Origin of the sequence: Methanoregula sp., assembly GCA_041645435.1 — an archaeon.
Taxonomy (GTDB): domain Archaea; phylum Halobacteriota; class Methanomicrobia; order Methanomicrobiales; family Methanospirillaceae; genus Methanoregula.
Genome location: JBAZQB010000004.1, coordinates 272,325 through 293,947, shown reverse-complemented (window position 1 = coordinate 293,947; position 21,623 = coordinate 272,325). Strand labels below are relative to the sequence as shown.

Below are 21,623 nucleotides of genomic sequence, written 5' to 3'. Positions count from 1 at the left end.
GGGGTTCATGATGGAAAAACCGGCCATATTCATTGTGGAAGATGAGGCCATTGTAGCCAACGATATCAAGGAGACCTTGAAAAGCCTGGGATACGCTGTTTTAGGCATTGCGAAATCCGGAGAGATCGCGCTTGAAAAGGTAAAAGAACTCCGGCCTGATCTCGTTCTCATGGATATCCACCTCGCCACCCAGATGGACGGGGTCGAAACCGCGGGAAAAATCCACGTACTCTACGATATCCCGGTCATTTACCTCACTGCATATGCAGATAAGGCGCTGCTCGACCGGGCCAAGGTGACCGAACCGTACGGGTACGTCATCAAACCCTATGACGAGCGGGAACTCAACTCGGTTATCGAGATGGCACTCTACAAGCACCAGATCGAGCACGAGATCAAGAAACGGGACGCGGTTCTCTTTGCCGTGAGTTCCGCTGTCGAATGGCTCCTCCGTATCTCCCGCGATACGACCCGCCTGCCCCGCGATTTTGCTACCGCAGATATCCGGGATATCCTCGAACCCATCGGCCTTGCGCTGGATGCAGGGGCAATCGGGATCTTCCGGGAAAACACCGATCCCGCGGGTTTAGAAACGGTCAGCATGATCTATGAATGGGGATGCCCCGCCTACCAATGCTCACTCTACAAACCGGAACTGAAACAGTTCACCTACAAGGCTCTCGGGCTCTCCCGCTGGCATGACCAGCTCATGAAAGGCGAAGTCATAGTGGCAACCATGTCCGTTCTTCCTGAAGAAGAAAAACAGCTGTTCGTGTTGCTTGGCGTGAAGTGCGGGATTATCCTTCCCATTTTCATCCATGACAATCTCTGGGGTTTCATAGGGTTTTTCGATCTCGCGGAGAGAACCCGTTCGGCAGACGAGATCGAGGCATTGCGCATAACGACAAACCTGCTCGGGGCGGCATTGGGGTACCACTGATACTCCTGGGACCACGATGTCGTCAATCCTCATTGTCGAAGATGAAACAATTGTAGCAAATGACATCAAGGAGACGTTAATCAGCCTTGGCTATTCTGTGGCCGGTATGGTTAAATCCGGGGAGACAGCCCTTGAAAAACTGGCTGATACCCGGCCGGACCTGGTGCTCATGGATATCCATCTTGCCGGTGCAATGGATGGCATTGAAGCAGCAGGTCAAATCCATTCCCTGTACGATATCCCGGTCATCTACCTCACCGCGTATGCAGACAAAACGCTGCTTGACCGGGCAAAGATTACCGAACCGTACGGGTACGTCATCAAACCCTATGATGAACGCGGGCTTCATTCCTCGATCGAGATGGCAATCTACAAACACCGGTTGGAACGCCGGTTGCGGGACAGTGAAGAAACGACCCGGGTGATGGTGAACGCAACGCAGGATTTCCTGTACCTGCTCAGCGCAGACGGGAAATTCCTGGTAGTCAACGAGGCGTTTGCCGAGTATGCCGGGATGTCTCCCGATGAGCTGATTGGCACCAGTGCCTATGCTCTGGTTGGACAAAAATTACTCACGCCGAAGATGGCCTGCTGGCAGCTGATCGTGCGGGGGGAAAGACGCCTGAACTTTGAGGACCAGTTCAACGGCATCTGGTATGACGTGACAGTCTACCCGGTCTATAACAAAAAGGCGGTCCTGGAAAAGTATGCTGTCAGTATCCGGAATATAACGGCACGAAAACAGGCAGAAGAGCAGGTGAAGAACAATGCAGAGTATTTCCGGTTGCTCATCGAGGATGCTTCTGAAATTGTGGTCATGCTGAACCCCGACGGAACCTTCGCCCAGACAAGCCCGTCATTCAGACACGCTATTGGTTACCTGCCACACGAGAACCTGAAAAAATCATTTTTCGATCACATCAGCTTAAACGACTGGCAGCAGGCAAAACAGGTTCTCTCCGAAATCCTCGTGCATCCCGGCATGGCAAAAACGATCCGCCTGAAATTCGAGAAGAGTGACGGGACATTCTGTATCATCAAAGGGATCATGAGCAACCTGTCCAATAACCCGTTCGTGGGCAGGATCGTACTGAACGGGTGGGTTGAGTAAGGAGATTTACCGTAAGAACGTATGGCAGGGAAGAATCCGGTCGGACCGTTATGGGAAATATGTTTTTATTGTATACACCATATCTGAATATTACCTGCTGCATACCTGGATCAGGAAAGCAACCAACTTCACTGCATAACCAAAAAAAGTCTATCGGTCATATTCCGGTTTCCGGTGAGATTCAGGAGATGCAGTGTGCAGCACCTTACCCACGGCCGAAAACAGGAAGGGATCATGACGGATTTCCGGATTTTCATTGTTGAAGACGAAGTGATTGTTGCAAGCGATATTGCTGAGACCTTAAAGAGCCTGGGTTACAGCATTGCCGGAACAACCCGATCGGGTGAGAACGCGATGGTAAAAGTACCGGAGACCAAACCCGATCTCGTGATCATGGACATCCATCTTATGGGGAAATTAGACGGTATCCAGACCGCAGAAGAACTTCACAAGGTCTGTGATATCCCGCTCATCTATCTCACGGCATACGCTGACAAGGTACTGCTTGACCGGGCAAAACTTACCGAACCGTATGGGTATCTTATCAAGCCCTATGATGAACGGGAACTCCTGTCAGTCATCGAAATGACCCGTTACAAGTTTGTGGTTGATAAAAAGCTCCGGGAGAGCGAGGAATACTTAAAGAAACTCAATAAAGAACTCAAAGAGTGTGTAACCACCCGCACCATCTCCTTACAGCAGCAGCTGGAATTTCTCCAGCAGCTGATCGATACTATACCCGCACCGGTGTATTATAAAAATTCGAAAGGAGTGTACCTTGGCTGCAACAAAGCCTTCGAAGAGTATACCGGCATTCCAAAACAGGAAATGGCTGGAAAGACCGATGCGGATCTCTTCTCCTCCGATATTGCGGTTATGACCGGAGAGCGGGATTCCCAGTTGATGAACCGGAGAGGAATCCAGGTATACCAGGCAAAATTTCCCTGTGCCGATCATCATCTGCGGGAGGTCATATTCAGGAAAGCCACATTCAATAACAGCGACGGAAGTGTAGCCGGGTTTGTCGGGGTGATGATCGACATCACCGATCGCGTTCATGCAGAAGAAGCCCTGCGGGAGAGCGAGCAGCGCTTTGCGGCAATGGTCGAGGACCCGGCAGAACTCGTGTACCGTACAGGCCCGGACTGGATCTGCGTATCGGCAAATACTGCATTCCTCCGGTTTTTCAACCGTGACGCAAAAGACACGATCGGATTCCGGTTTACCCCTCCGGTTCATCCTGACGATGCAGAGCGGTTTTTCCAGCATCTTGCGAGCTTGTCTCCAGAAAACCCGTCGGCCTCGATCACCTGCCGGGTGATTCTTCCGGATGGAGCAGCGCGGAACCTGCACTGGTACACCCGGGCGATTTTCGACAGCAACGGGCAGGTCCGGGAGTACCAGCTTGTCGGGCATGAAACGGCGTGAGCAATCCCCTGCCAACCTTATTTCAGACACCATTAAAAATGGCTAAAACCAGCTCTCCAGCGTCTTCTGCCCGGCCTTTACCGTGAAGTTCTCAAGCGCACGGTTCACCCGCTCTTCCGAGAATTCATAGCCATCGCAGAGCATCTTTTTTATTCCCGCTGTGTCGGGGTGCCCCCAGGCAAGCGAATAATCATCCGTCACCGGGGGGTGCAGAAAGAGGTCCATCACCGGGGCTGGATCGAAGTCCGGCTGCTTCTCTTTGAGTTTCTGAACAAACTCTCCCTTCTGCACGATCTTGAGGCCGGTCTTTGCGCCAACCCCGTCAACGCCCGGGTTGAAATCCGTACCGATAAGGATGCTGATCTCGATCAGCTGCTCGCGGGTGAGGTGCAGGCCGTTGAGCACTTCAGAGAGGACCAGCCGCTCCGGGCTGACGGTGATCAGCCTGCCCCGGATCTTGCGCTTGCCACTTACGGTGAGATTCCGTACAAGGGTAGGGGCACCGAACAGCAGCGTATCATAATCCTGCGACACCACGTACCGGGCATCACCTTTAGCCACCATGTAGGATGCCTGCGCTTCGCCCTCACCCGGTGCCTGCACGAACGGGATGCCCAGCAGGCCGAGCAGTTCCTTGGAAGACGCAATGATAGCGGCATCCACCCGGGTTGCCGATCGCGCCTGCTTGTACGCCTCTGCCTCATCCCCGCGTTCGACCGCTTCCTTCCAGCGTTCCCCCGCGGTATCGCGGATCTTGCGGCGCTGGTCAACAGTAGACTGCTTGAGTTCTCCGGGTTTTCCGTCAAAGACAAAGACCGGCTTGATCCCCTTGTCCATGAAATTTGCAATACGGAACAGAATGCCGGAGAGGTGTGAGGTGACCCGCCCGCGCCCGTCCATCAGGGGAGTCCCGTCCGGCTGCCGTATGATGGTTAAGAACTGGTAGAGGGTGTTGTTCGCATCGATAGCCGCAATACCGGGAATGGTCTCTAACGTGACCGGTGTCTTATACTCTGCCAGAATATCCCGAAGTGCAACGCCCATCCCTGTTCACCTGATAGTACATACGTTATTTGTACGCACGTTTAGCATATTCGGCGCCGGGTTTGTCAGGATAAGAGACTGCCGGGTCATTTTTCCCGCACGCACATAGAGATTGTTTCGGGATTGGTGCGGAGCATCCGTTTGCAGGGGAACATGGGGTTTTCAAGGTTAGAGACCTTGACAAAAATGGAGATAAACAGCCCGCTCCTGCACGAGCATCACGAGACATGCGGCAACGGCAATCCCAGGGTCAGGCCAGCACCAGGGGATGAGAGCGGGGGGATCCTACCATTACGAACGTGAACGGGAAATCGACAGCAGATCACGGATATCTAAGCTTTTAGGTGATGAGAGCACAGTAATTAATCGAACAACAGTTTCGGAGTTCGCATGGACACAAAAAATCTCATCCCCCTTCTTGCAATGCCGCTCCTGCTCCTTGCCGTGGAGATCGGCGCATTGCTGATCTCCCTGCCGGTGCAGGCATCAGGGATCGTTGCATTTGAAGATCCCACCTCCCTTGAAAACCCGGTCATCTTTATCGCAATCCTGCTGGTCTTTACCGCATTCCTGCTGCTCCTGATCAAATTCGATATGAAGAAAGTGATCGCAGCAGTCATCGGGCTCTCGCTGTTTTTGACATTTGCGTATATTTTTGCCGCCCTTGTCTATGCGGCAATAGGGGTTTCAGACATTGCCAATATCCTTGTGCTGGTCCTCTCGATACTCGCAACAGCGCTCCTGTACAAATACCCGGAATGGTACGTGATCGATGCGCTCGGCATCCTGATAGGCGCCGGGGTCGCCTCAATCTTCGGGGTATCCTTAGATGTGCTTCCGGTTGTCATCCTGCTCATCCTGCTCGCGGTGTACGATGCGATCTCGGTGTACAAGACCAAACACATGATCACCCTTGCCGAAGGAGTGATCGATCTCAAGACCCCGATCCTCTTTGTTATCCCCAAGCGCCGGGACTACTCGTTCATCAGGGAAGGTATCGGGAAACTCGGCGATGGCGGGGAGAGGTCCGCGTTCATCATCGGCATGGGCGACCTGATTATGCCCTCCATACTCGTAGTATCAGCCAATGTATTCATTAAAGGAGCAAGACTGGGTGGAATCATCAATCTTCCCGCGCTCGGCGCAATCATCGGTTCGCTGGCCGGTCTCTGCGTGCTTTTGTATTTTGTCATGTCCGGAAAACCCCAGGCCGGACTCCCGCCATTGAATGGGGGGACTATTCTCGGTTTTGTCGCGGGGTTGGCCGCTATGACATGGTTGTGAAGAATTGTAACTACCTATCAAATTTCTTTATGATGAACGCTGCCGCCCCCGAAGGGACGCCCCCGCGGCGGTTTTAACGACCATAATAATGACACTCATTCCCCCACCGTACCTCGGAGAGTATTCATGGCAGTCGAACCACAGGGACTCGTGGATATGAGATATCCATAGCAGGCCCTGAGGCGGGGTCTCCTCACAATTGTTATTATTGATGCTTTTTCAGGAATTACTGGGTGAACTCAATTTGTTTACACCCTTTCTTAAAGGTATATAAAAAGAGGAATCAGACGGTCTCGGGATTTATTCCCGCACGATCGGTACGGGGCTTCCGGTGCAGCCGTTTTCGTTTGGGTTTTTTGACCGTCCCATTGTCGAAATCTTCTTCCATCTCGGTCTCTTCGGCTTCATGCCGGATAGGAGACCGGATATCCGTAACCGTTCTCTTCTTTTCCACCGGTTCCGGCTTGTGTGTCAGGATCTCTGCGAGAACTGCCTCGACACCGTCTCCGGTCTTGGTTGACATCGTCAGGTAACCTTCCCCACCAACAAGGTCGGACTTATTGGCCACGACAATCATGGGCACATCCACCATGCCTTTGACTTCATCGCGCAGGTGGAGCTGGACATCCATGGGATAGCCACAGTGCTCCGATGGATCGAGAATGAAAAGAACAATATCTGCGACATTCATCATCGCAGAGAGTGCCTGGCGCTCGATCTGGTTGCGTTCGTCTGCCGGGCGATCAAGAATGCCCGGTGTATCCACGAACTGGATCCGTTCCCGCGGGAGATCCCGGTGACCGACAATAACCCCTTTCGTGGTGAACGGGTACGCTGCCACTTCCGGGGCAGCTGATGAGACCCGCTTGATAAACGAGGATTTCCCGACATTGGGGTATCCTGCAATAACGATAGTATATCCTTCCTCGACATGGGGAAGGTGGCGCAGGACATTTCTTACTTCATTTAAGAAGAGCAGGTCCTTGTCAATCTGGTGCACCATGGACGCGAGCCGGGCTACCGCCCGCTTACGCACAATGAGGGTATCGGCAGCCTTGCGGGACTGCACTGCCAGCTGGTTTCCCACCATCTTGGTATGCTTGGCTGCCCAGCCAACAGCACCAAGGGACATTTTTATTTTTTCAATCCCGTAGAGGATATCAGCCAGTTCCCGGTAAAACGGGGGGAGTTTATCAAATTCGGGAAATCCCCGTATGATATAGACAAGGCGATCGTGAACCGCTGCACCAACAGCCCGGACGAACTCTTCGTTCGCGCGCTCCTTGTTGGTCTTCTCCTTCATCTTTTTAGCTGCACGGCGGAAACTCCGGTCGAGGATCTCGTCCGCAGTTGGCACCGTCGGCATTGTTTCAAATTCCATAAATCGCCTACCTATATATTTATGGACCGTCATACGGTATATCGTTATGGACCTGTCCCTGATCCAAAAAGATATTCTTATTACGTTAATCACTCTCTATCACCGGCATTCCCACTCCATTAAAGGCGAAGAGATCGCTGACCTCATCCAGCGCAACCCGGGGACTGTGCGCAACCAGATGCAGGCATTAAAAGCAATCGGACTGGTGGATGGCGTACCCGGCCCAAAAGGGGGGTACATTCCCACAGGTCTTGCCTACCGGGAACTCAACCTGAAGGTATCCGAAGAAGGCGATTATGATGTCGCGATCAGTAAAAACGGGGTTGTAGTCAATGGGGCAAATGTCCACGAGATCGCGTTTAACACCCTCTGCCATCCTGATGTCTGCCATGCGGTGATCAAACTTGTCGGGAGCGCAAAACTCTTTGAGATCGGTGATCAGGTCACGGTCGGTCCGACACCGGTCAACAAGCTCCTGATCCGGGGGGAGGTATTCGGGAAAGACGAGTCCAAACAATCTCTACTCATTGCTACTTCAGAAATCATCTCACTTCCCAAGAAACCGATCAGCACCTACATGAGTTGTCCGTTAAAAACCCTGACCTGCACCGACACGCTCCATGATGCTCTGGTTCTTTTTAATCACGAACATATTCACGGTGCCCCGATACTTAAAGACGGGAAGCTGGCGGGAATTATCACCATGAGTGATCTCGCAAAATCCATTGAAAAGAATCTGCCCCTTACTACAAAAGTGACTGAGGTGATGACATCTGATGTCGTGGAAGCCCCTGCAGATACCCGGCTTTTTGATGTAATCCGCAGGTTCAAGGAACGGGAGATCGGGCGTTTGATCGTTGTTGAGAACGGGACTCCTGTTGGCATTATCACCCAGTCTGATATTATCAGGGTATTTCCCACGCTCTAAATACAATATATTTAGATATTTTGAATGAAATTGTATGGGTGGAGAAGTATCCATGACTGAATTATCCCAGGCTGCAGTTGAACGAATTATAAAAAAGACCGGTGCCGAGCGTGTCAGTGCTGACGCCTGCGAAACGCTGGCAGAGCTGATGGAAGAATACGGGACCTTCCTTGCAAAAGAGGCAAAGAAGATGTCAGACCACGCAGGCAGAAAAACCATGCGTGGATCGGACATCAGAATGGCTGCTGATATGTTCAAATGACCATAATCAGGTGATTAATCTAAAAAATAACTCTTTTTTTCCCGTTCTTTTAGAACAGTTTAAATATTTATACGTCGTCAATTTTTTTATGACTCGTGTATTTGCCCGCACCCTTTCGCGCAAGAAGATTATGAGCAACGATGGTAAGCTTATTGGCACCCTCAAAAACATCAGGGTCGACTTTGATTCCGGGCAGGTTGTCGAGATGCTCGTCCACCCTGACCAGACCTTTGACACTGCAAATTATGACATGGAAGATGATAAAATCCTGAAGATTTCGTTTGAAGCGGTCAAGGATATCAAGGACTATATTGTTGTCGACCGTTTTGCGGCGCGAAGGTAGGACTCATATTTTTCAATCACTTCTACAAATCCGTCTCCATATCCTTTTTCTGCAACATACTGTGCCGCTGCCTTGATATCCTTATGGCCATTTGCAACGGTTGCACCTATGCCGGCAGTAGCCAGCATCTGGATATCATTGAGCGAATCCCCGACGGCAAGAAAATCAGATGGTGACAGGTGCATCTCCTGTGCCAGTGCAATAAGGGCAGTTCCCTTATCCACGCCGGGAGACTGCAGGTGGATCGCATACCCGGTATCGAGCACATTTACCGGGTATTCTTTTAAGAGCATTTTCACTTCATCGACAGGTACGGTACGGCCAAATGCCAGATCGGCATAACGATAGGAGGGGCTGTAGAGATCCAGTTCGATTCCCTTCGTGCGGTAATGCGCCTGTAATACTTCCAGTGCAGTATGGCATACCCCCTGGTTCCCCTGAATGCGGGGGGTGCCGGTGAACCCGACCCGGAAGACACCCCCGTTCTCGGCGATGAAGGTCCCGTGGGTACCGATCATTTTGCAGATAGCATCCATGAAGCAGGAGGTATTCCCGCTCGCCAGTACCACTTCGATGCCGTCATCCACAAGAGACCTGATAGTATCGACTGCGCCGGTATTGATCCGGCGGGACGAATCGGTGATCGTCCCGTCAATATCTGTCAGGACTGCTTTTAACACGACTTGAGACCTGCCTCTTCAACAATGAACGGTGCTTCTCCCTCGGGAAGGTTGGGACTGTCCACGAGACGTGCAATACGTTTGCCGCCTTTGCTCTTGCGCAGGTAGAGACGGAAGGTAGCCGTGTGCCCGACAATGTTACCTCCGATGGGTTTTGTCGGGTCACCGAAGAAGACTGCCGGGTTGGACATGACCTGGTTGGTAACGAGCCCGACGCCGTTGTGCTCATCGATGAGCTTGAAGAGTTCATGCATATGCCGGTTCAGTTTCTGCTGGCGGGCGGCAAGGGTGCCCCTGCCGGCATATTCTGCCCGGAAATGGGCAGTGAGCGAGTCGATGATGAAGAGTTTTACCGGTTTATCGCTGTCCTTGAGTTCAGCCGCAAGATCGCGGGAGTTCTCGACAAGGAGCATCTGGTGGTCGGATGTGTGGGCCCGGGCAATATGGATATTTTTTAAAAATTCATCAACATCCGGGATATTATCCAGACCAAGACCGTTCACCATCTGTTCGATACGCTCGGGTCGGAAGGTATTCTCCGTATCGATGTAGATGGCGCTCCCGTCCAGCCCGCCCAGTTCTGTGGGAAGCTGCACGTTGACGGCCATCTGGTGAACGATCTGACTCTTACCGGAACCAAACTCACCGTACATCTCGGTGATGGCCTGAGTCTCCATACCCCCGCCCAGCAGGGCGTCAAGTTCCGGGACCCGGAAGGACAGTTTTTTGATATCCTTTCGCTGTTCGAAAATGTCTTTTCCGGTCTTGAAACCGCCGATATCTGCAGCTTCACGGGCTGCCTTGATGATCTTTTTTGCGGTTGACTCGGAGATCTCCGAGACTTCAGAGAGTTCAGCCGGCGATGCGGTTGCGATACTTTCCACCGAGAGGTAACCAGCTTCGCGGAGCTTGTCTGCGGTGCTCGGGCCGACGCCCGGTAAATCTTCAATGTTTAATGGTCCTTCAGCCATTTCTTTACAACTCCTATGGCACAACAAGATTTTATAAACTCGCATATAACCCCGCGGAGTGCGTGGTGTGAAAGTGTGATTTATTCTTTGAGACTCTCGTTGAATCGCTGGAGATGCACCATTATTTCATCAGGGGTGAGAACCACCGACTCTGCCTGCTCCGGAATAATCCGGCTCCCTTTGAGAAGTCCTGATACCCTGAGTTCTGTACCGTGCGGAAAACTGCCCTCAATCAGGTAGCGATCTGTCCCATTATCGATGAATATGCAGCCCTGCCCATGAATGATAGTGCCGGAAAAAATAATGGGCTGTGCCGCTTCATCCGGCACCCGGAATGCGCTGCCCCGTCCCACGCCCAGTTCAATACCCCCGAACCGCCCGGCTTTGGCGGTTGCATGGTAGGCCTCCACCCGGTCACCCATCTTTAATGGCACGAGAGCGAAATCCCCCCAGAGAACCAGTTTGAGTTCCTCGCCTTCGTCACTCACGACGATATTTCTTACCCATGAAGCAGTGCCGTTCTTTGTGGTGAAGGAACGGGGCTGCTGCATCTGTTTCACCTGTCCCTTGACAGAGAAAATACCCTGGTCGCTCACAGAGCCAAGCGGTGTGAACGGCACGGAAACTACTGTATCTGTTACCATGACTGTGCTTGTCTCATCCAGGCTGTAATCCCGTCCCTCGCTCTTATGGTTGGGTTTTGCGCCGCTGATATGCACCGTTGTGCCGGGAGCGATATCGCACAGCAGTTCCGGAGCCCATGCAACAAGCCGGGCCGAACCCTTGTCATCCCCGATCACCGCTTCCACCATCTCGCTGGTAGTCCCGTCCCGGCGGGTGAACGAGCGGGGCTCGTTGATGCAGATCACGATTGCATCGAGATCCACCGGTTCATTGGAGAGGCTGCCTGCACCCGTCCCCTGTGCCGGCAGGGTGCAGGAGATCTCGCAGCTTGCCTGGCGCAGGGCAAGGGCATAGATCTCTTTTGTGTTCTTTCCCGGGTGACGACCGATGATCTCCAGCACATCGCCAATCGCCACATCAATTGCCGCTCCCGCCTTTTCGTCCCAGAGCACCACCCGAGTGGTTCCCGTCTCGTCACCCAGGAGCAGGGTGGCTACCCAGCCCTTCTCACCATCAGCCCGGTCAAACTCCTTGGGTTCTGTTTTGTCAATGACTTTTCCGAAAAAAGAGAAGAGGCTGGACTTTCCTGACAGCCCCTTGATCTTCACATGCTGCCGGCCCAGTTCGCCGATCACCAGCATGGCGGCAGTCGGTTCATCGACCAGGTCGCCGCATTCCTCGATCTTTGCATCTACGCGCCGTTCGAACTCCTCTGTCGTGATCAGGTCATCGACCAGCGCGTAGTGAAAGAGGACCACGAATATCTCCGCCTACCGCTGCCAGGACGGACGTTCCATAGTGGCGGTGATATCTGCAACCGTTTCGCCCCTGCGCATGAGTCCCGCCTGCTCCCCCTTGATCAATACCTCGGGGCAACGCGGGCGGCTGTTGTACTGTGACGACATCGCAAACCCATAGGCACCGGCATCGAGCACCGCGATGATGTCACCGGCTGCAAGTTCCGGGAGTTTGCGGTCGGGCGCAAGGATATCCCCGGTCTCGCAAATAGGGCCGGTGACGGTGTATTCCATGATAAGGGGGGCATCGGCCTTGTTGGCGACAATGACCTCGTGATACGCGTCATACATTGCAGGCCGGATGAGCAGGTTGAAACCAGCATCAACGTTGGCAAACCGCTTGTGTGCCGATTTTGTCGAATTGACCCGGGTGAGCAGGATCGTGGAATCGGCAACAAGCGAGCGGCCGGGCTCGATCCAGAGTTCCGGGGTGATACCGCAGGCTTCTACGCCGGCTTTGAAGACGGGAATGACTTTTGCAGCATAGTCTTCCGGGGACGGTGACAGATCGGTATCGTGGTGGTACGGAATTCCGAGACCTCCGCCGAGATCGATGAACTCGAGTTTCACCCCCATGTTGGTGAGCTCCTTTGCGATCCGCACCATCACTTCAGCAGCGCGGACAAAGGGTTCGATATCGAGGATCTGTGAGCCGATATGGCAGTGAATCCCCACGGGCTGAATGTTTTTGCATGCCATGGCTTCCCGGTATGCCGCGGGAATCTCCTTGTGGGGGATGCCGAACTTGCTCGTGGCAAGGCCGGTGGCGATCTTCGGGTGGGTGGGGACTTCGAGCGCCGGGTTGACCCGGAACGCGATCTTAACGGTCTTTCCTGCGGCACGTGCCGCGGCATCGAGCTGGTGGAGTTCGTCGAGAGAATCCACCGAGACTTTCACGCCTTTTTCAACCGCAAGTTTCAGGTCAGCCGGGGTCTTGGAACTGCCATTGAAGAGCAGTTTTTCCGGTGCCATACCAGCTTCGAGCGCGAGATGGAGTTCTCCGGATGAGAAGATATCTGCTCCCGCCCCGAGTTTTGCAAGTGCCCGCATTATCGCGAGGTTGCCGTTGGCTTTTGCTGCAAAGAGCACCTGGACCTTCGGGTAGCGGGCACCGAAAGCTTTCCTGTAGCTTTCGAACTGCTCGATAACCCGGTCCTCGCTGGTGACGTACAGCGGCGTTCCGTACTGCTCTGCAAGGGCAACGCAGTCCTGCCCGTTGATCTTCAGGTGACCGTTCTGGACCGTGAGATGGTGAGCGAGTTTCACAGGTTCAGCCTCCGCATGCGTTCGATTGCCTCGTTGATCCGTGTTACCGGGCGGGTGATGGCAAACCGCACATAGCCTTCGCCGCTGGCGCCAAAGCCTACGCCGGGGGTTGCAACGATGCCGGCTTCATTGAGCAGTTTTGCCGAAAATGCCATGCAGTCGTTGACCGGGACCCAGACATAGAAGGTTGCCTTGGGTGAGGGCACATCGAACCCGAGACCCCGCAGGCCGGCGATCAGCACATCGCGGCGTTCCTGGTAGATGGCGCAGGCTTCTTTCACGCAGTCCTGCGATCCGCGCAGTGCGGTGATTGCCGCGTGCTGCACCGCGTTGAAGACCCCGGAGTCCACGTTGGTCTTGACCCGGCCGAGCCCGGCAAGGATCTCTGCATTACCGACTGCCATGCCGATCCGCCAGCCGGTCATGTTGTAGGTCTTCGAGAGCGAGTGCATCTCGATACCCACATCCATGGCACCCTTTGTCTCAAGGAACGAAGGAGCCCGGTACCCATCGAATGCGATCTCGGAGTACGCATTGTCCGAGACGACGACGATATTGTTATCGGCAGCAAAGTCCACAACCTCGCGGTAAAACCCGTCCGGGGCTATTGCTGCGGTCGGGTTGTTGGGATAATTGATGTAGATGATCTTTGCTGCTTTGGCTACTGCTTTTGGGATATCCGCAAGCACGGGAACAAAGTTGTTCTTCCTTATGAGGGGCATCTCGTGCACCCGTCCCTCGGCAAAGAGGGTCCCGGTCCGGTACACCGGGTAACCAGGACTCGGGGCAAGCACATAGTCGCCGGGGTTGACAAACGCCTCGGCAATATGGGCAATACCGTCCTTGGAACCCATCAGGGCAACAACTTCTTTCCCGGCATCAAGCGTAACGCCGAACCGCTGCTTGTACCAGTCGGCAACAGCGCTCCGGTACGCGGGCATACCCACGTATGACGGGTAGTGGTGGTTCTCCGGGTTCTTTGCGGCCTCGCAGAGTGAGGCTACGATATGGGGCGGGGTAGCGAGATCCGGATCTCCTACACCGAGGTCGATGATGTCTACACCTTTTTTCTGCTGTTCGGCTTTCATCTCGTCGATCCGTGCAAAAAGATACGGCGGGAGATTGCTCATGCGTGATGCGTACATAAGTACCTAATTTTGGCAGTCTGACGTATAGTAATTAACTCTAAAAGCACATTCTCCCGCACCTTCCCGCGGGTGAACGGGCATACCCTTAATACCGAACAGTAAAAATAGAGCGAAAGGGAGAAAAAAAGGGAATATGAGGTGCCGGACGTCACCGTTTACCCGGGAAAGGAAGGTAAAATGGGAACGCCTTGACCAGCCGGCATTTTAACGGAGATCTCATGGAATCACCAGAAATCGTTGTCATTTTCTGCACGATACCCGCTGCAGAATCAGAAGCCATGGCCCGGGCACTTATAGAGCGCAGGCTGGTTGCCTGTGTCAATGTCGTTCCCGTGCATTCTTATTACCGGTGGAACGGGGAATTCTGCTCGGAACCGGAACACCTGCTCATCGCAAAGACCCGGGAATCAATGAAAACAGATGTTATCGCCGCTATAAGGCAGTTGCACAGCTACGAAGTGCCCGAGATCATCGCGGTACCGGTCATTGCCGGTCATATGCCATATCTTGACTGGGTACATCAGGAAACGTGTGAATCATGATGAATCACCATCATGCCATCCAGGTAAATGGTAATGAGATACACGAGATTGATGATCCTGTTGTTGTGGAGGACCGGTTTCAGATTCTCTTGAATGATCATCCCATAACAGAAGTAATTGCGAGCCGGGACCAGCTCAGGGAACTGGGAGCCGGTTTTGTGGTAAGCGAAGGGATCAGTCCGTATGTCGATAAGGTGATTGTCGATGGCGATCGTATTTTAGTGTATTCAGATGCCGGCTGCGAAGTGAACCTGGCTAAAAGAGCGGTGGGTTCATCCGGAGGATTTGAGTTCTCTTTAAAATCTGCTCATATTGTCTCAGATATCCGGATATCCTGTCAGGAAATCATCGCTGTCACCAAAGAGATCGAGACTGAACTCTGGCGAAAAACCGGCGGGGTTCATTGTTCAGTTCTTTTCTGTAATGGTACGTGTATTGTCAAAAGCAGCGATGTGGGCCGGCATAATACCGTTGACAAAATCATCGGACATGCTCTCTTGAACGGAATAAATCTCTCCCGCTGTGTCATTGGTTGTACGGGGCGACAACCTGCAGGGATGGTCAGGAAAAGTGCAAATGCAGGAATTCCCATAATAATTTCCCGGGCCGCTTCTACCGATAAGGGGATTGCTACCGCTGATGCAGCGGGAATAACCCTGGTCTGTTTCAGTCGTGGAGAGCGATTGACGATATACACGCACCCGGAGCGGATACGCAGTATTCCGGTGTTTCCTCATGAGTGAATACCCGATGCGCAAGATTATTGCCTGTTGTGAATAATGGAACTGTACCAATCAGCAGGGAATGGTCTAAGCGTGACGGGGGAATCAACAACACAACCGGCAACCGCGCTTCTCGTGCTCGGCTGCCCGCAGGTGCCGGTACAGACAAGTATAGCATTATACCTGATCAACCGGCTCAAAAAGGCGGGTATAGTGCCCACCGTTGCCGGCAATAAGGCAGCAAACACGCTTCTTGTGGTTGCAGATCCCGACCGGCATTACCTCGGCGAGGTCATGGATCTTGACCGGGCGGTTGTCATGATCACTGAAAAAAAGCGGGACTTTGACCGGTGTTTTGTCTTTATCCATAATGATGCCGGGGTCACCTATGCCGGGACAATGAGTGCGATCTCAAAGGCAAAGATTTTCACCATCATCTACGGCGAACATTATGAAGAACTGGTAAAACAGATGGACTTTCCCTGCACCCCTATTGCAGCAAAAGCCGTGCATAACCCCCTTCCCTTGAAAAAAGCGCTTGATGAGGTGGCACCATGGGCTGCGTAGAATCAATGAATTACGAGATCGTGCTCCGGGATGCGACCTTTAAGGAGTCCCGTGATTTCATCAAAAAAAACTATACCGAGTTCCGGGATGTCTTACCCGGATTCAAGGTCTTCGATGTCCACGTCATAGGGTTGCCTCCGATTGCCATCGGGCTTGAAGGTGATTTTGTGATCTTTCCTTACACCAAGCCCTGCCATGGCACGTTTCTCCTCCGAGTTGAAGACAAGGACGAGGCTGCAAGACTGCGGGCATTAAAAAAATAGAAATCTGTTATCCGGACACGACAGAGTATATAATATATTGGTATTAACTATTAGGTTAACAGACAGGTTAACCATGACAAGCAAGGGAAAAGTACTCCTGATGGATGATGAGCAGATCATCCTTGATGTCACTCAGGAAGTCCTTAAGTTCCTTGGTTATGAAGTCATGTTTGCCCAGGAAGGGCAGGCAGCAATCGAGCTCTACACAAAAGAGAAGAATGCCGGCGTTCCCTTTGACCTGGTTATACTCGATCTCTCCGTTCCTGAAGGGATGGGCGGAAAAGAGACCATCGCGCAGTTAAAGGCATTTGATCCGGAGGTAAAAGCCGTAGTGTCCACCGGATATTCCAATGATCCTGCAGTGCTGGATTTTGCCAGTTATGGTTTTTCAGGAAAACTCACGAAACCCTATAAGATCAATGACCTGAAAAATGTCCTTGAGCAGTTGATCAGAAAATAAGGGAGAATTATTGCATTTCAGCAGTTTTTACTGTTTTTGTATGAATTTTCTCAATTGCTTCCTTTACTGCCCGCCGCACATACCCGTCGTTATCCTCTTTTAATTTTATTAAAGGTCCAAGCGCTGTCGTAGTACCACTATTGCCGGGTGCATACATGCCAAATTATTTAGCAGCTCTGGCAGTATCAGATCATGTGGGGATCCAAATGAACGAGGTGTCTGTCCTTATCGGGGGAAAGGCAGGAGAGGGCATCAATAGTGCCAGTGCAATGATCGCACAGCTGCTGAACCATCTTGGCTATCGCATTTATATCTATTTTGATTACCCTTCCCTGATCCGGGGCGGGCACAATTTCGCCATTATACGGGGCCGGGAACAGCATGCAGGTGCCTGTCGCAACCGGGTTGATTTTGTACTGGCGCTCGATCAGGAGACCATTGTGCGGCAAAAAGAAAAATTCACGGATAAAACGGCCTTCATCTCCAATAAGGATGTAGTAAAAAACGGGGGTCAGGGTATTCCGGTCAAGGCAATCCTTGCAGAAGAAAACGCTCCCGGAATCATGGGAAACTCCGCACTCATCGGCGGATTTGCCAGAGTGGCAGGGATCGACTGGCAGGTCGTGGATGCCGTGTTCCGCAGGCATATTCCGAAAGGCGCGGACCTGAACCTTGCCGTGGCAAAAAAAGCATTCGACATGTTCGAACCTGTCCATCCCATAAAAAAAGGTGAAAACCTGCCGCAGTCCCTGGTATCGGGAAATGAAGCGATCGGACTGGGCTTGGTGCGGGGTGGGCTGGATGCCTATGTTTCGTACCCGATGACACCATCTTCCAGTATTCTCCATTTTCTTGCCGAGCAGAAAGAGCGGTTTGGGATTATGGTTGTGCATCCCGAAAACGAGATTGCGGTTATCCTCATGGCGCTCGGGTTTGCCTATGCAGGCAAAAAGTCTGCCATCGGCACTTCCGGCGGGGGATTCTGCCTGATGACGGAAGGACTTTCCCTTGCCGGGATGGCAGAAATTCCTGTTGTGATCGTTGTTTCACAGCGAACCGGCCCCTCAACCGGACTCCCTACCTATACCGGACAATCCGATCTCCAGTTTGTCCTTCATGCCGGGCACGGGGAGTTTCCCCGCCTGATCGTTGCCCCGGGGGATGCAGAGGAAGCCCTGCACTGGTCTGAACGCGCAATGGATATTGCATGGAAATGCCAAATCCCGGCATTCATACTTGCCGACAAGACGCTTTCGGAAGGCACGTACAGCCTTGATCCGGGTGCATTGCAAAATCTGTCAGGTCCGATAGTATCCTTAGGGGATGGCAAGACCCCCTATCACCGCTATGGGAATACTGAATCCGGCATCTCTCCCATGGCATTTCCCGGAACAAAAGATGCAGTGGTGAAGGTGAACGGTTATATGCATGACGAAGCGGGAATCACTGCCGAAGATGCAGGGATCACCGATCAGATAACAAATAAGCGACTGAAAAAGTGGGAGACCTTAATCTATCTGATGCAGGGCTACGACGGTGTGATCCAATCGGGCACTCCCGCTGCATCAACTGCATTGCTTTGCTGGGGATCCACCAAAGGAATCTGTGAAGAAGCAGCTGCAGAACTCGGCCTCCGGGTCGTACGCCCCATTGTGCTTGCCCCGTTCCCGGTCGATCAGATCCAAAAAGCGCTTCGGGGAGTGAAACGGTTGATCGCCGTGGAAGAGAATGCAACCGCCCAGCTTGCAGCTCTTGCAGAGCGGCACGGGATTATTACGGATGAGAAGATCCTGCGGTATGATGGCAGGCCGTTTACCGTAGAAGAGCTGGTCTCCCGGGTAAAGGAGGCGGGTATCTGATGACCCGGACACTCATCACCGATGCCCAGAACACATGGTGCCCGGGCTGCGGAAATTTTTCCCTCCAGCACACGTTAAAAAACCTGCTGTCAGACAGGGAAAAGGAAGGAAAATCTCTCGATGATGTTGTTCTCGTATCCGGTATCGGTTGTCATGCAAAGATTGCCGATTATCTCAATATCAACAGTTTCTATTCTCTTCACGGGAGGGCAATTCCGGCAGCTACAGGTATAAAACTTGCCAATCCTGCCCTTACGGTGATCTGTTGTGTGGGTGACGGGGATGCGTACGCCGAGGGACTTGACCACCTGATCTTTGCAGCAAAGCGCAATATCGATATAACCGTAATTGTGCACAATAACCGGGTCTATGGACTTACTACCGGGCAGTACACCCCCACATCCCCGCTTGGATTTAAGGGAAAATCAACCCCTTCCGGTACAGCGGAATATCCCATCAACCCGGTTGAGCTCATGCTCGCGAGCGGTGCAAGCTTCATTGCCCGGGGATACACCCGGAAGATGGATGCGTTAAAGGGGCTGATCCGCGCAGGTATTGCACACAAGGGTTTTTCATTCATTGATGTGCTCCAGATCTGTGCCACATTCTTCCCGGCAACAGACTATTATGATTCCCATGTGTATGATCTGCCTGCCACAGGTACGCCGGATTTTGAGGCTGCGTGTGCCCTTGCCCGCGAATGGGACTACAACAGCGATGCCCGGATCGCCCTTGGCATTTTTTATGAGCGGGCCCTTCCAACATTTGAAGAGCGGATGAGTCCCGTTTCAGTTAGAGAAGAAGAGCGTGAGCGTGCCATACGGGAGCTGCTTGAAGCCCGGACATAATCGGGATCCCCTCAGAATGGGTATCAATCATATACGGATAGTGCAATGAAACCGGAATATACATGTGAATAGTGATCCAACCCTGTTAAGAGCACAATTACGCATGACTGACGAACGACCATCCCTTCGCAGAGTATCCGGGCCAACCGACAGACCTGAATCCCGTTCAATGGTGATCCGGCTGCTCGTGATCCCCATTGCTATCTATGCGATCTGGATGATTGTAACAGCCCTTCTCGAAGGGGATGCCCGCCTGTTCCTGGCACAAAACCCGGCAGGAATTGTCATATACACGGTTTTTGCATGCATCATTACGGGAATGATTATACCGGTATACTGCCTGCGTGAATCATTCGTCACGGGTGCGATCAACATGTTCCAGATCGGATTTCGGGAATTGCGGCGAACCCTGTTTGCATGTTCCCTGACATCCTTTTTCGGATATACGATGGTAATACTCTTTTCACCGTTTGGGACGGATCGATCCGCATTCGCCTTCACGTTCCTGCTTCTGCTGCCGACAGCAATTGCATCGGTGATGGTCTGCTGGGTGCTTCTGGGAACCCATGTACAGGCATTTGTGCGGAGCGGGGGGACTATCATATCGATCGCTGCCGGCAGCCTGGTCACTGCATGGCTTTTCTGCATCACGTCCTTTGCCCACAGCCCGTCAGTTCACCTGCAATCGGCGCTGGCGGGATTCCTGGTGCTCGGACTTGCAACAGCAGTCTTCTTCTTTGCGGTCAGGGATGTCTATGCAGCAAGCATCTTTGTTGCGTTTGGACTGACATTTGTTATGGCAGACCGTATCGGGATATCCGGCACGCAGAGTGCGATGATCGCAGTCTATGGTTCTGCACTTTTAGCAGTCATCACTCTCATCGGAATACACCGGTATTTTTCCCGGAATTTCAAAACGGTCATGCTGCCGGTAAAATAACCCGACCTTCAGCCGGAACAGGGATAAAAAATATTATACGCATATGCATCGAAAGTTACCACTATGGAGAAAAGACTCAGGGACGGACTTTTGATCTGTGCTATTCTTGGTTTTATGGTACTGGTTGCCGGGTGCTCCGATCAGTCATCTGCTGGAACGACTACTACCGTACCCACGACAGCATTGCCAGAAGCAAAGTTTGTTGCAGGAGATATTATTGCCAAATCTGCCTCATCGACGGATCAGACATTATATGTTATTACCAAATACGATGTGACAACCGATATGTACACCCGGGCCTGGATCTATAAAAACACTGACGGGTCATGGGGACACTTCATCAACAACAAGACTGAAAAAGTTGAGAGGGTCCTTGTCGAAAAAGTCTATCCGGTAAAATTATCCCATGTGACCGTCTCGTCTATACAGATTGTTACGACAACCATTCCTACGACGGTTCCAACAACCCTCTCCGGCAGTACTCCCACGGTGAGCAATGTATCTCCCGCGAGCGGTGCCAAGGATGCAGTTGTCGGCGTAACAATTACCGGTACGAATTTCGAGAGCGGTGCAACGGCAAAACTGACGCGGGCAGGATACCCGTCAATTACAGCAACGGGCGTATCGGTCTCCTCTGCAACTTCAATTGGCGGGACCTTCAATCTCAATGGCGCGGACGAAGGTAGCTGGAATGTCATGGTCACCAACCCTGGAGGAATGTCGGGGACCAAGACCGGCGCATTTTCTATTGGTGCTCAACCCCCCATTCTGACGAGTGTTTCCCCAACACACTCTGAACTGAATACAACCCAGCTTGCCATAGCCATTAATGGCCAGAATTTCAAAGAGGGGGTAAAAGTGACTTTTATTCAGGGAACAACCGAACTTCCCTGTGTCACTCCAACGTCTCTCGATACCCTGAAGATCACCTGTGTTCTTGATCTCAAGACCTCCAACGGTGCCAAATCCGGTCTCTGGGATGTAAAAGTGTTAAATATCGATGGTCAGCAGTCAGGTACCCTGACCGGAAAATTCACGGTTGAGAATCAAACACTTTCCAGTTCCTGATCTCAAATCTTTTTAATATCCTTTGGTCTTAAAAATTTAAGAGACCCGATTCATTATTTTTATTTCTGATTTGATTCAGGGTACTACGACGGTTTTTCCTCCACATACCACAAACTATTAACACCAGTGAACGGTAAAAAATGGATA

At 52.2% G+C, this 21,623-nt stretch carries 23 protein-coding genes; 16 read left to right on the top strand and 7 right to left on the bottom strand.

The genetic code is table 11. The features are described from left to right. Positions 1-7 precede the first annotated feature (7 nt). The 3 genes from WC593_10370 (at position 8) to WC593_10360 (ending at position 3,479) form a co-directional block, all read left to right on the top strand. The gene (locus WC593_10370) at positions 8-940 is read left to right on the top strand and encodes a response regulator (GenBank protein ID MFA4825545.1); all 933 of its coding nucleotides are present in this window, start codon (positions 8-10) and stop codon (positions 938-940) included. A gap of 16 nt (positions 941-956) precedes the next feature. Further along, positions 957-2,051 carry a PAS domain S-box protein gene (locus WC593_10365; protein MFA4825544.1) on the top strand — a complete coding sequence of 365 codons (1,095 nt, stop codon included), beginning with the start codon at positions 957-959 and terminating at the stop codon, positions 2,049-2,051. A 195-nt stretch (positions 2,052-2,246) separates the two neighbouring features. Further along, on the top strand, positions 2,247-3,479 hold the full coding sequence (locus WC593_10360; GenBank protein ID MFA4825543.1) for a PAS domain S-box protein: 1,233 nt from the start codon (positions 2,247-2,249) through the stop codon (positions 3,477-3,479). A gap of 42 nt (positions 3,480-3,521) precedes the next feature. On the opposite strand, the gene fen is transcribed toward WC593_10360, so the two are convergent. Further along, positions 3,522-4,523 (bottom strand): flap endonuclease-1, encoded by a 1,002-nt coding sequence (gene fen, locus WC593_10355; protein MFA4825542.1) that lies wholly within the window; start codon positions 4,521-4,523, stop codon positions 3,522-3,524. Between the two features lie 390 nt (positions 4,524-4,913). On the opposite strand from fen, the gene WC593_10350 reads away from it, so the two are divergent. Further along, positions 4,914-5,807: a presenilin family intramembrane aspartyl protease PSH gene (locus WC593_10350; GenBank protein ID MFA4825541.1), complete on the top strand. Its 894-nt coding sequence runs from the start codon at positions 4,914-4,916 to the stop codon at positions 5,805-5,807. A gap of 283 nt (positions 5,808-6,090) precedes the next feature. Here the strand turns inward: WC593_10350 and WC593_10345 are convergent, their stop codons facing one another. Beyond that, on the bottom strand, positions 6,091-7,188 hold the full coding sequence (locus tag WC593_10345; GenBank protein ID MFA4825540.1) for a GTPase: 1,098 nt from the start codon (positions 7,186-7,188) through the stop codon (positions 6,091-6,093). A 46-nt stretch (positions 7,189-7,234) separates the two neighbouring features. Between WC593_10345 and WC593_10340 the strand changes: the two genes are divergently transcribed. The 3 genes from WC593_10340 to WC593_10330 all read left to right on the top strand — a co-directional run bounded on the left by WC593_10340 (position 7,235) and on the right by WC593_10330 (position 8,721). After that, entirely contained in the window at positions 7,235-8,116 is an 882-nt protein-coding gene (locus WC593_10340; GenBank protein MFA4825539.1) for a CBS domain-containing protein, read from the top strand. Positions 8,117-8,168: 52 nt separating this feature from the next. Beyond that, complete coding sequence (locus tag WC593_10335; protein ID MFA4825538.1) at positions 8,169-8,378, top strand: histone; 210 nt, start codon at positions 8,169-8,171, stop codon at positions 8,376-8,378. Between the two features lie 88 nt (positions 8,379-8,466). Beyond that, positions 8,467-8,721: a PRC-barrel domain-containing protein gene (locus tag WC593_10330; protein ID MFA4825537.1), complete on the top strand. Its 255-nt coding sequence runs from the start codon at positions 8,467-8,469 to the stop codon at positions 8,719-8,721. Here the strand turns inward: WC593_10330 and WC593_10325 are convergent. The 5 genes from WC593_10325 to WC593_10305 form a co-directional block, all read right to left on the bottom strand. Then, complete coding sequence (locus WC593_10325; GenBank protein MFA4825536.1) at positions 8,685-9,401, bottom strand: phosphoglycolate phosphatase; 717 nt, start codon at positions 9,399-9,401, stop codon at positions 8,685-8,687. The two genes, WC593_10330 and WC593_10325, sit on opposite strands and share 37 nt — an antisense overlap. After that, positions 9,395-10,372, bottom strand: coding sequence for a DNA repair and recombination protein RadA (gene radA / locus WC593_10320; protein ID MFA4825535.1), 978 nt, complete (start codon positions 10,370-10,372; stop codon positions 9,395-9,397). The genes WC593_10325 and radA overlap by 7 nt, the downstream gene beginning before the upstream one ends. An 80-nt stretch (positions 10,373-10,452) precedes the next feature. Beyond that, on the bottom strand, positions 10,453-11,754 hold the full coding sequence (locus WC593_10315) for a nucleic acid-binding protein (protein ID MFA4825534.1): 1,302 nt from the start codon (positions 11,752-11,754) through the stop codon (positions 10,453-10,455). A 12-nt stretch (positions 11,755-11,766) separates the two neighbouring features. Further along, on the bottom strand, positions 11,767-13,059 hold the full coding sequence (gene lysA, locus WC593_10310; GenBank protein ID MFA4825533.1) for a diaminopimelate decarboxylase: 1,293 nt from the start codon (positions 13,057-13,059) through the stop codon (positions 11,767-11,769). Further along, complete coding sequence (locus WC593_10305) at positions 13,056-14,204, bottom strand: LL-diaminopimelate aminotransferase (protein MFA4825532.1); 1,149 nt, start codon at positions 14,202-14,204, stop codon at positions 13,056-13,058. The genes lysA and WC593_10305 overlap by 4 nt, the downstream gene beginning before the upstream one ends. Positions 14,205-14,425: 221 nt before the next feature. Here WC593_10305 and cutA point away from each other — a divergent pair, with 221 nt between their 5' ends. From cutA to WC593_10260, 9 genes are all read left to right on the top strand, one after another. Next, complete coding sequence (gene cutA, locus WC593_10300; GenBank protein MFA4825531.1) at positions 14,426-14,749, top strand: divalent-cation tolerance protein CutA; 324 nt, start codon at positions 14,426-14,428, stop codon at positions 14,747-14,749. Next, entirely contained in the window at positions 14,746-15,492 is a 747-nt protein-coding gene (gene fdhD / locus WC593_10295) for a formate dehydrogenase accessory sulfurtransferase FdhD (GenBank protein ID MFA4825530.1), read from the top strand. The genes cutA and fdhD overlap by 4 nt, the downstream gene beginning before the upstream one ends. A 72-nt stretch (positions 15,493-15,564) precedes the next feature. Further along, positions 15,565-16,038: a DUF1890 domain-containing protein gene (locus WC593_10290; protein ID MFA4825529.1), complete on the top strand. Its 474-nt coding sequence runs from the start codon at positions 15,565-15,567 to the stop codon at positions 16,036-16,038. Continuing rightward, entirely contained in the window at positions 16,026-16,301 is a 276-nt protein-coding gene (locus tag WC593_10285; GenBank protein MFA4825528.1) for a DUF1894 domain-containing protein, read from the top strand. Before WC593_10290 ends, WC593_10285 begins: the two co-directional genes overlap by 13 nt. Positions 16,302-16,374: 73 nt before the next feature. Continuing rightward, positions 16,375-16,761 (top strand): response regulator, encoded by a 387-nt coding sequence (locus WC593_10280; GenBank protein MFA4825527.1) that lies wholly within the window; start codon positions 16,375-16,377, stop codon positions 16,759-16,761. Between the two features lie 155 nt (positions 16,762-16,916). Next, complete coding sequence (locus WC593_10275) at positions 16,917-18,620, top strand: 2-oxoacid:acceptor oxidoreductase subunit alpha (GenBank protein ID MFA4825526.1); 1,704 nt, start codon at positions 16,917-16,919, stop codon at positions 18,618-18,620. Then, on the top strand, positions 18,620-19,468 hold the full coding sequence (locus WC593_10270; GenBank protein ID MFA4825525.1) for a thiamine pyrophosphate-dependent enzyme: 849 nt from the start codon (positions 18,620-18,622) through the stop codon (positions 19,466-19,468). Before WC593_10275 ends, WC593_10270 begins: the two co-directional genes overlap by 1 nt. Before the next feature lie 103 nt (positions 19,469-19,571). Continuing rightward, on the top strand, positions 19,572-20,408 hold the full coding sequence (locus WC593_10265; GenBank protein MFA4825524.1) for a hypothetical protein: 837 nt from the start codon (positions 19,572-19,574) through the stop codon (positions 20,406-20,408). Positions 20,409-20,471: 63 nt separating this feature from the next. Further along, positions 20,472-21,476, top strand: coding sequence for an IPT/TIG domain-containing protein (locus WC593_10260; protein ID MFA4825523.1), 1,005 nt, complete (start codon positions 20,472-20,474; stop codon positions 21,474-21,476). Positions 21,477-21,623 lie beyond the last annotated feature (147 nt).

What these genes read in the sequence shown, in the direction of transcription:
- WC593_10260 (MFA4825523.1), top strand. Translation starts at nt 20,472, where the DNA reads ATGGAGAAAAGACTCAGGGACGGACTTTTGATCTGTGCTATTCTTGGT.
- WC593_10370 (MFA4825545.1), top strand. Translation starts at nt 8, where the DNA reads ATGATGGAAAAACCGGCCATATTCATTGTGGAAGATGAGGCCATTGTA.
- WC593_10305 (MFA4825532.1), bottom strand. Translation starts at nt 14,204, where the DNA reads ATGTACGCATCACGCATGAGCAATCTCCCGCCGTATCTTTTTGCACGG.
- WC593_10270 (MFA4825525.1), top strand. Translation starts at nt 18,620, where the DNA reads ATGACCCGGACACTCATCACCGATGCCCAGAACACATGGTGCCCGGGC.
- WC593_10275 (MFA4825526.1), top strand. Translation starts at nt 16,917, where the DNA reads ATGCCAAATTATTTAGCAGCTCTGGCAGTATCAGATCATGTGGGGATC.
- WC593_10280 (MFA4825527.1), top strand. Translation starts at nt 16,375, where the DNA reads ATGACAAGCAAGGGAAAAGTACTCCTGATGGATGATGAGCAGATCATC.
- WC593_10330 (MFA4825537.1), top strand. Translation starts at nt 8,467, where the DNA reads ATGACTCGTGTATTTGCCCGCACCCTTTCGCGCAAGAAGATTATGAGC.
- WC593_10350 (MFA4825541.1), top strand. Translation starts at nt 4,914, where the DNA reads ATGGACACAAAAAATCTCATCCCCCTTCTTGCAATGCCGCTCCTGCTC.
- WC593_10285 (MFA4825528.1), top strand. Translation starts at nt 16,026, where the DNA reads ATGGGCTGCGTAGAATCAATGAATTACGAGATCGTGCTCCGGGATGCG.
- fen (MFA4825542.1), bottom strand. Translation starts at nt 4,523, where the DNA reads ATGGGCGTTGCACTTCGGGATATTCTGGCAGAGTATAAGACACCGGTC.
- WC593_10335 (MFA4825538.1), top strand. Translation starts at nt 8,169, where the DNA reads ATGACTGAATTATCCCAGGCTGCAGTTGAACGAATTATAAAAAAGACC.
- cutA (MFA4825531.1), top strand. Translation starts at nt 14,426, where the DNA reads ATGGAATCACCAGAAATCGTTGTCATTTTCTGCACGATACCCGCTGCA.
- WC593_10265 (MFA4825524.1), top strand. Translation starts at nt 19,572, where the DNA reads ATGACTGACGAACGACCATCCCTTCGCAGAGTATCCGGGCCAACCGAC.
- radA (MFA4825535.1), bottom strand. Translation starts at nt 10,372, where the DNA reads ATGGCTGAAGGACCATTAAACATTGAAGATTTACCGGGCGTCGGCCCG.
- fdhD (MFA4825530.1), top strand. Translation starts at nt 14,746, where the DNA reads ATGATGAATCACCATCATGCCATCCAGGTAAATGGTAATGAGATACAC.
- WC593_10340 (MFA4825539.1), top strand. Translation starts at nt 7,235, where the DNA reads ATGGACCTGTCCCTGATCCAAAAAGATATTCTTATTACGTTAATCACT.
- WC593_10345 (MFA4825540.1), bottom strand. Translation starts at nt 7,188, where the DNA reads ATGGAATTTGAAACAATGCCGACGGTGCCAACTGCGGACGAGATCCTC.
- WC593_10365 (MFA4825544.1), top strand. Translation starts at nt 957, where the DNA reads ATGTCGTCAATCCTCATTGTCGAAGATGAAACAATTGTAGCAAATGAC.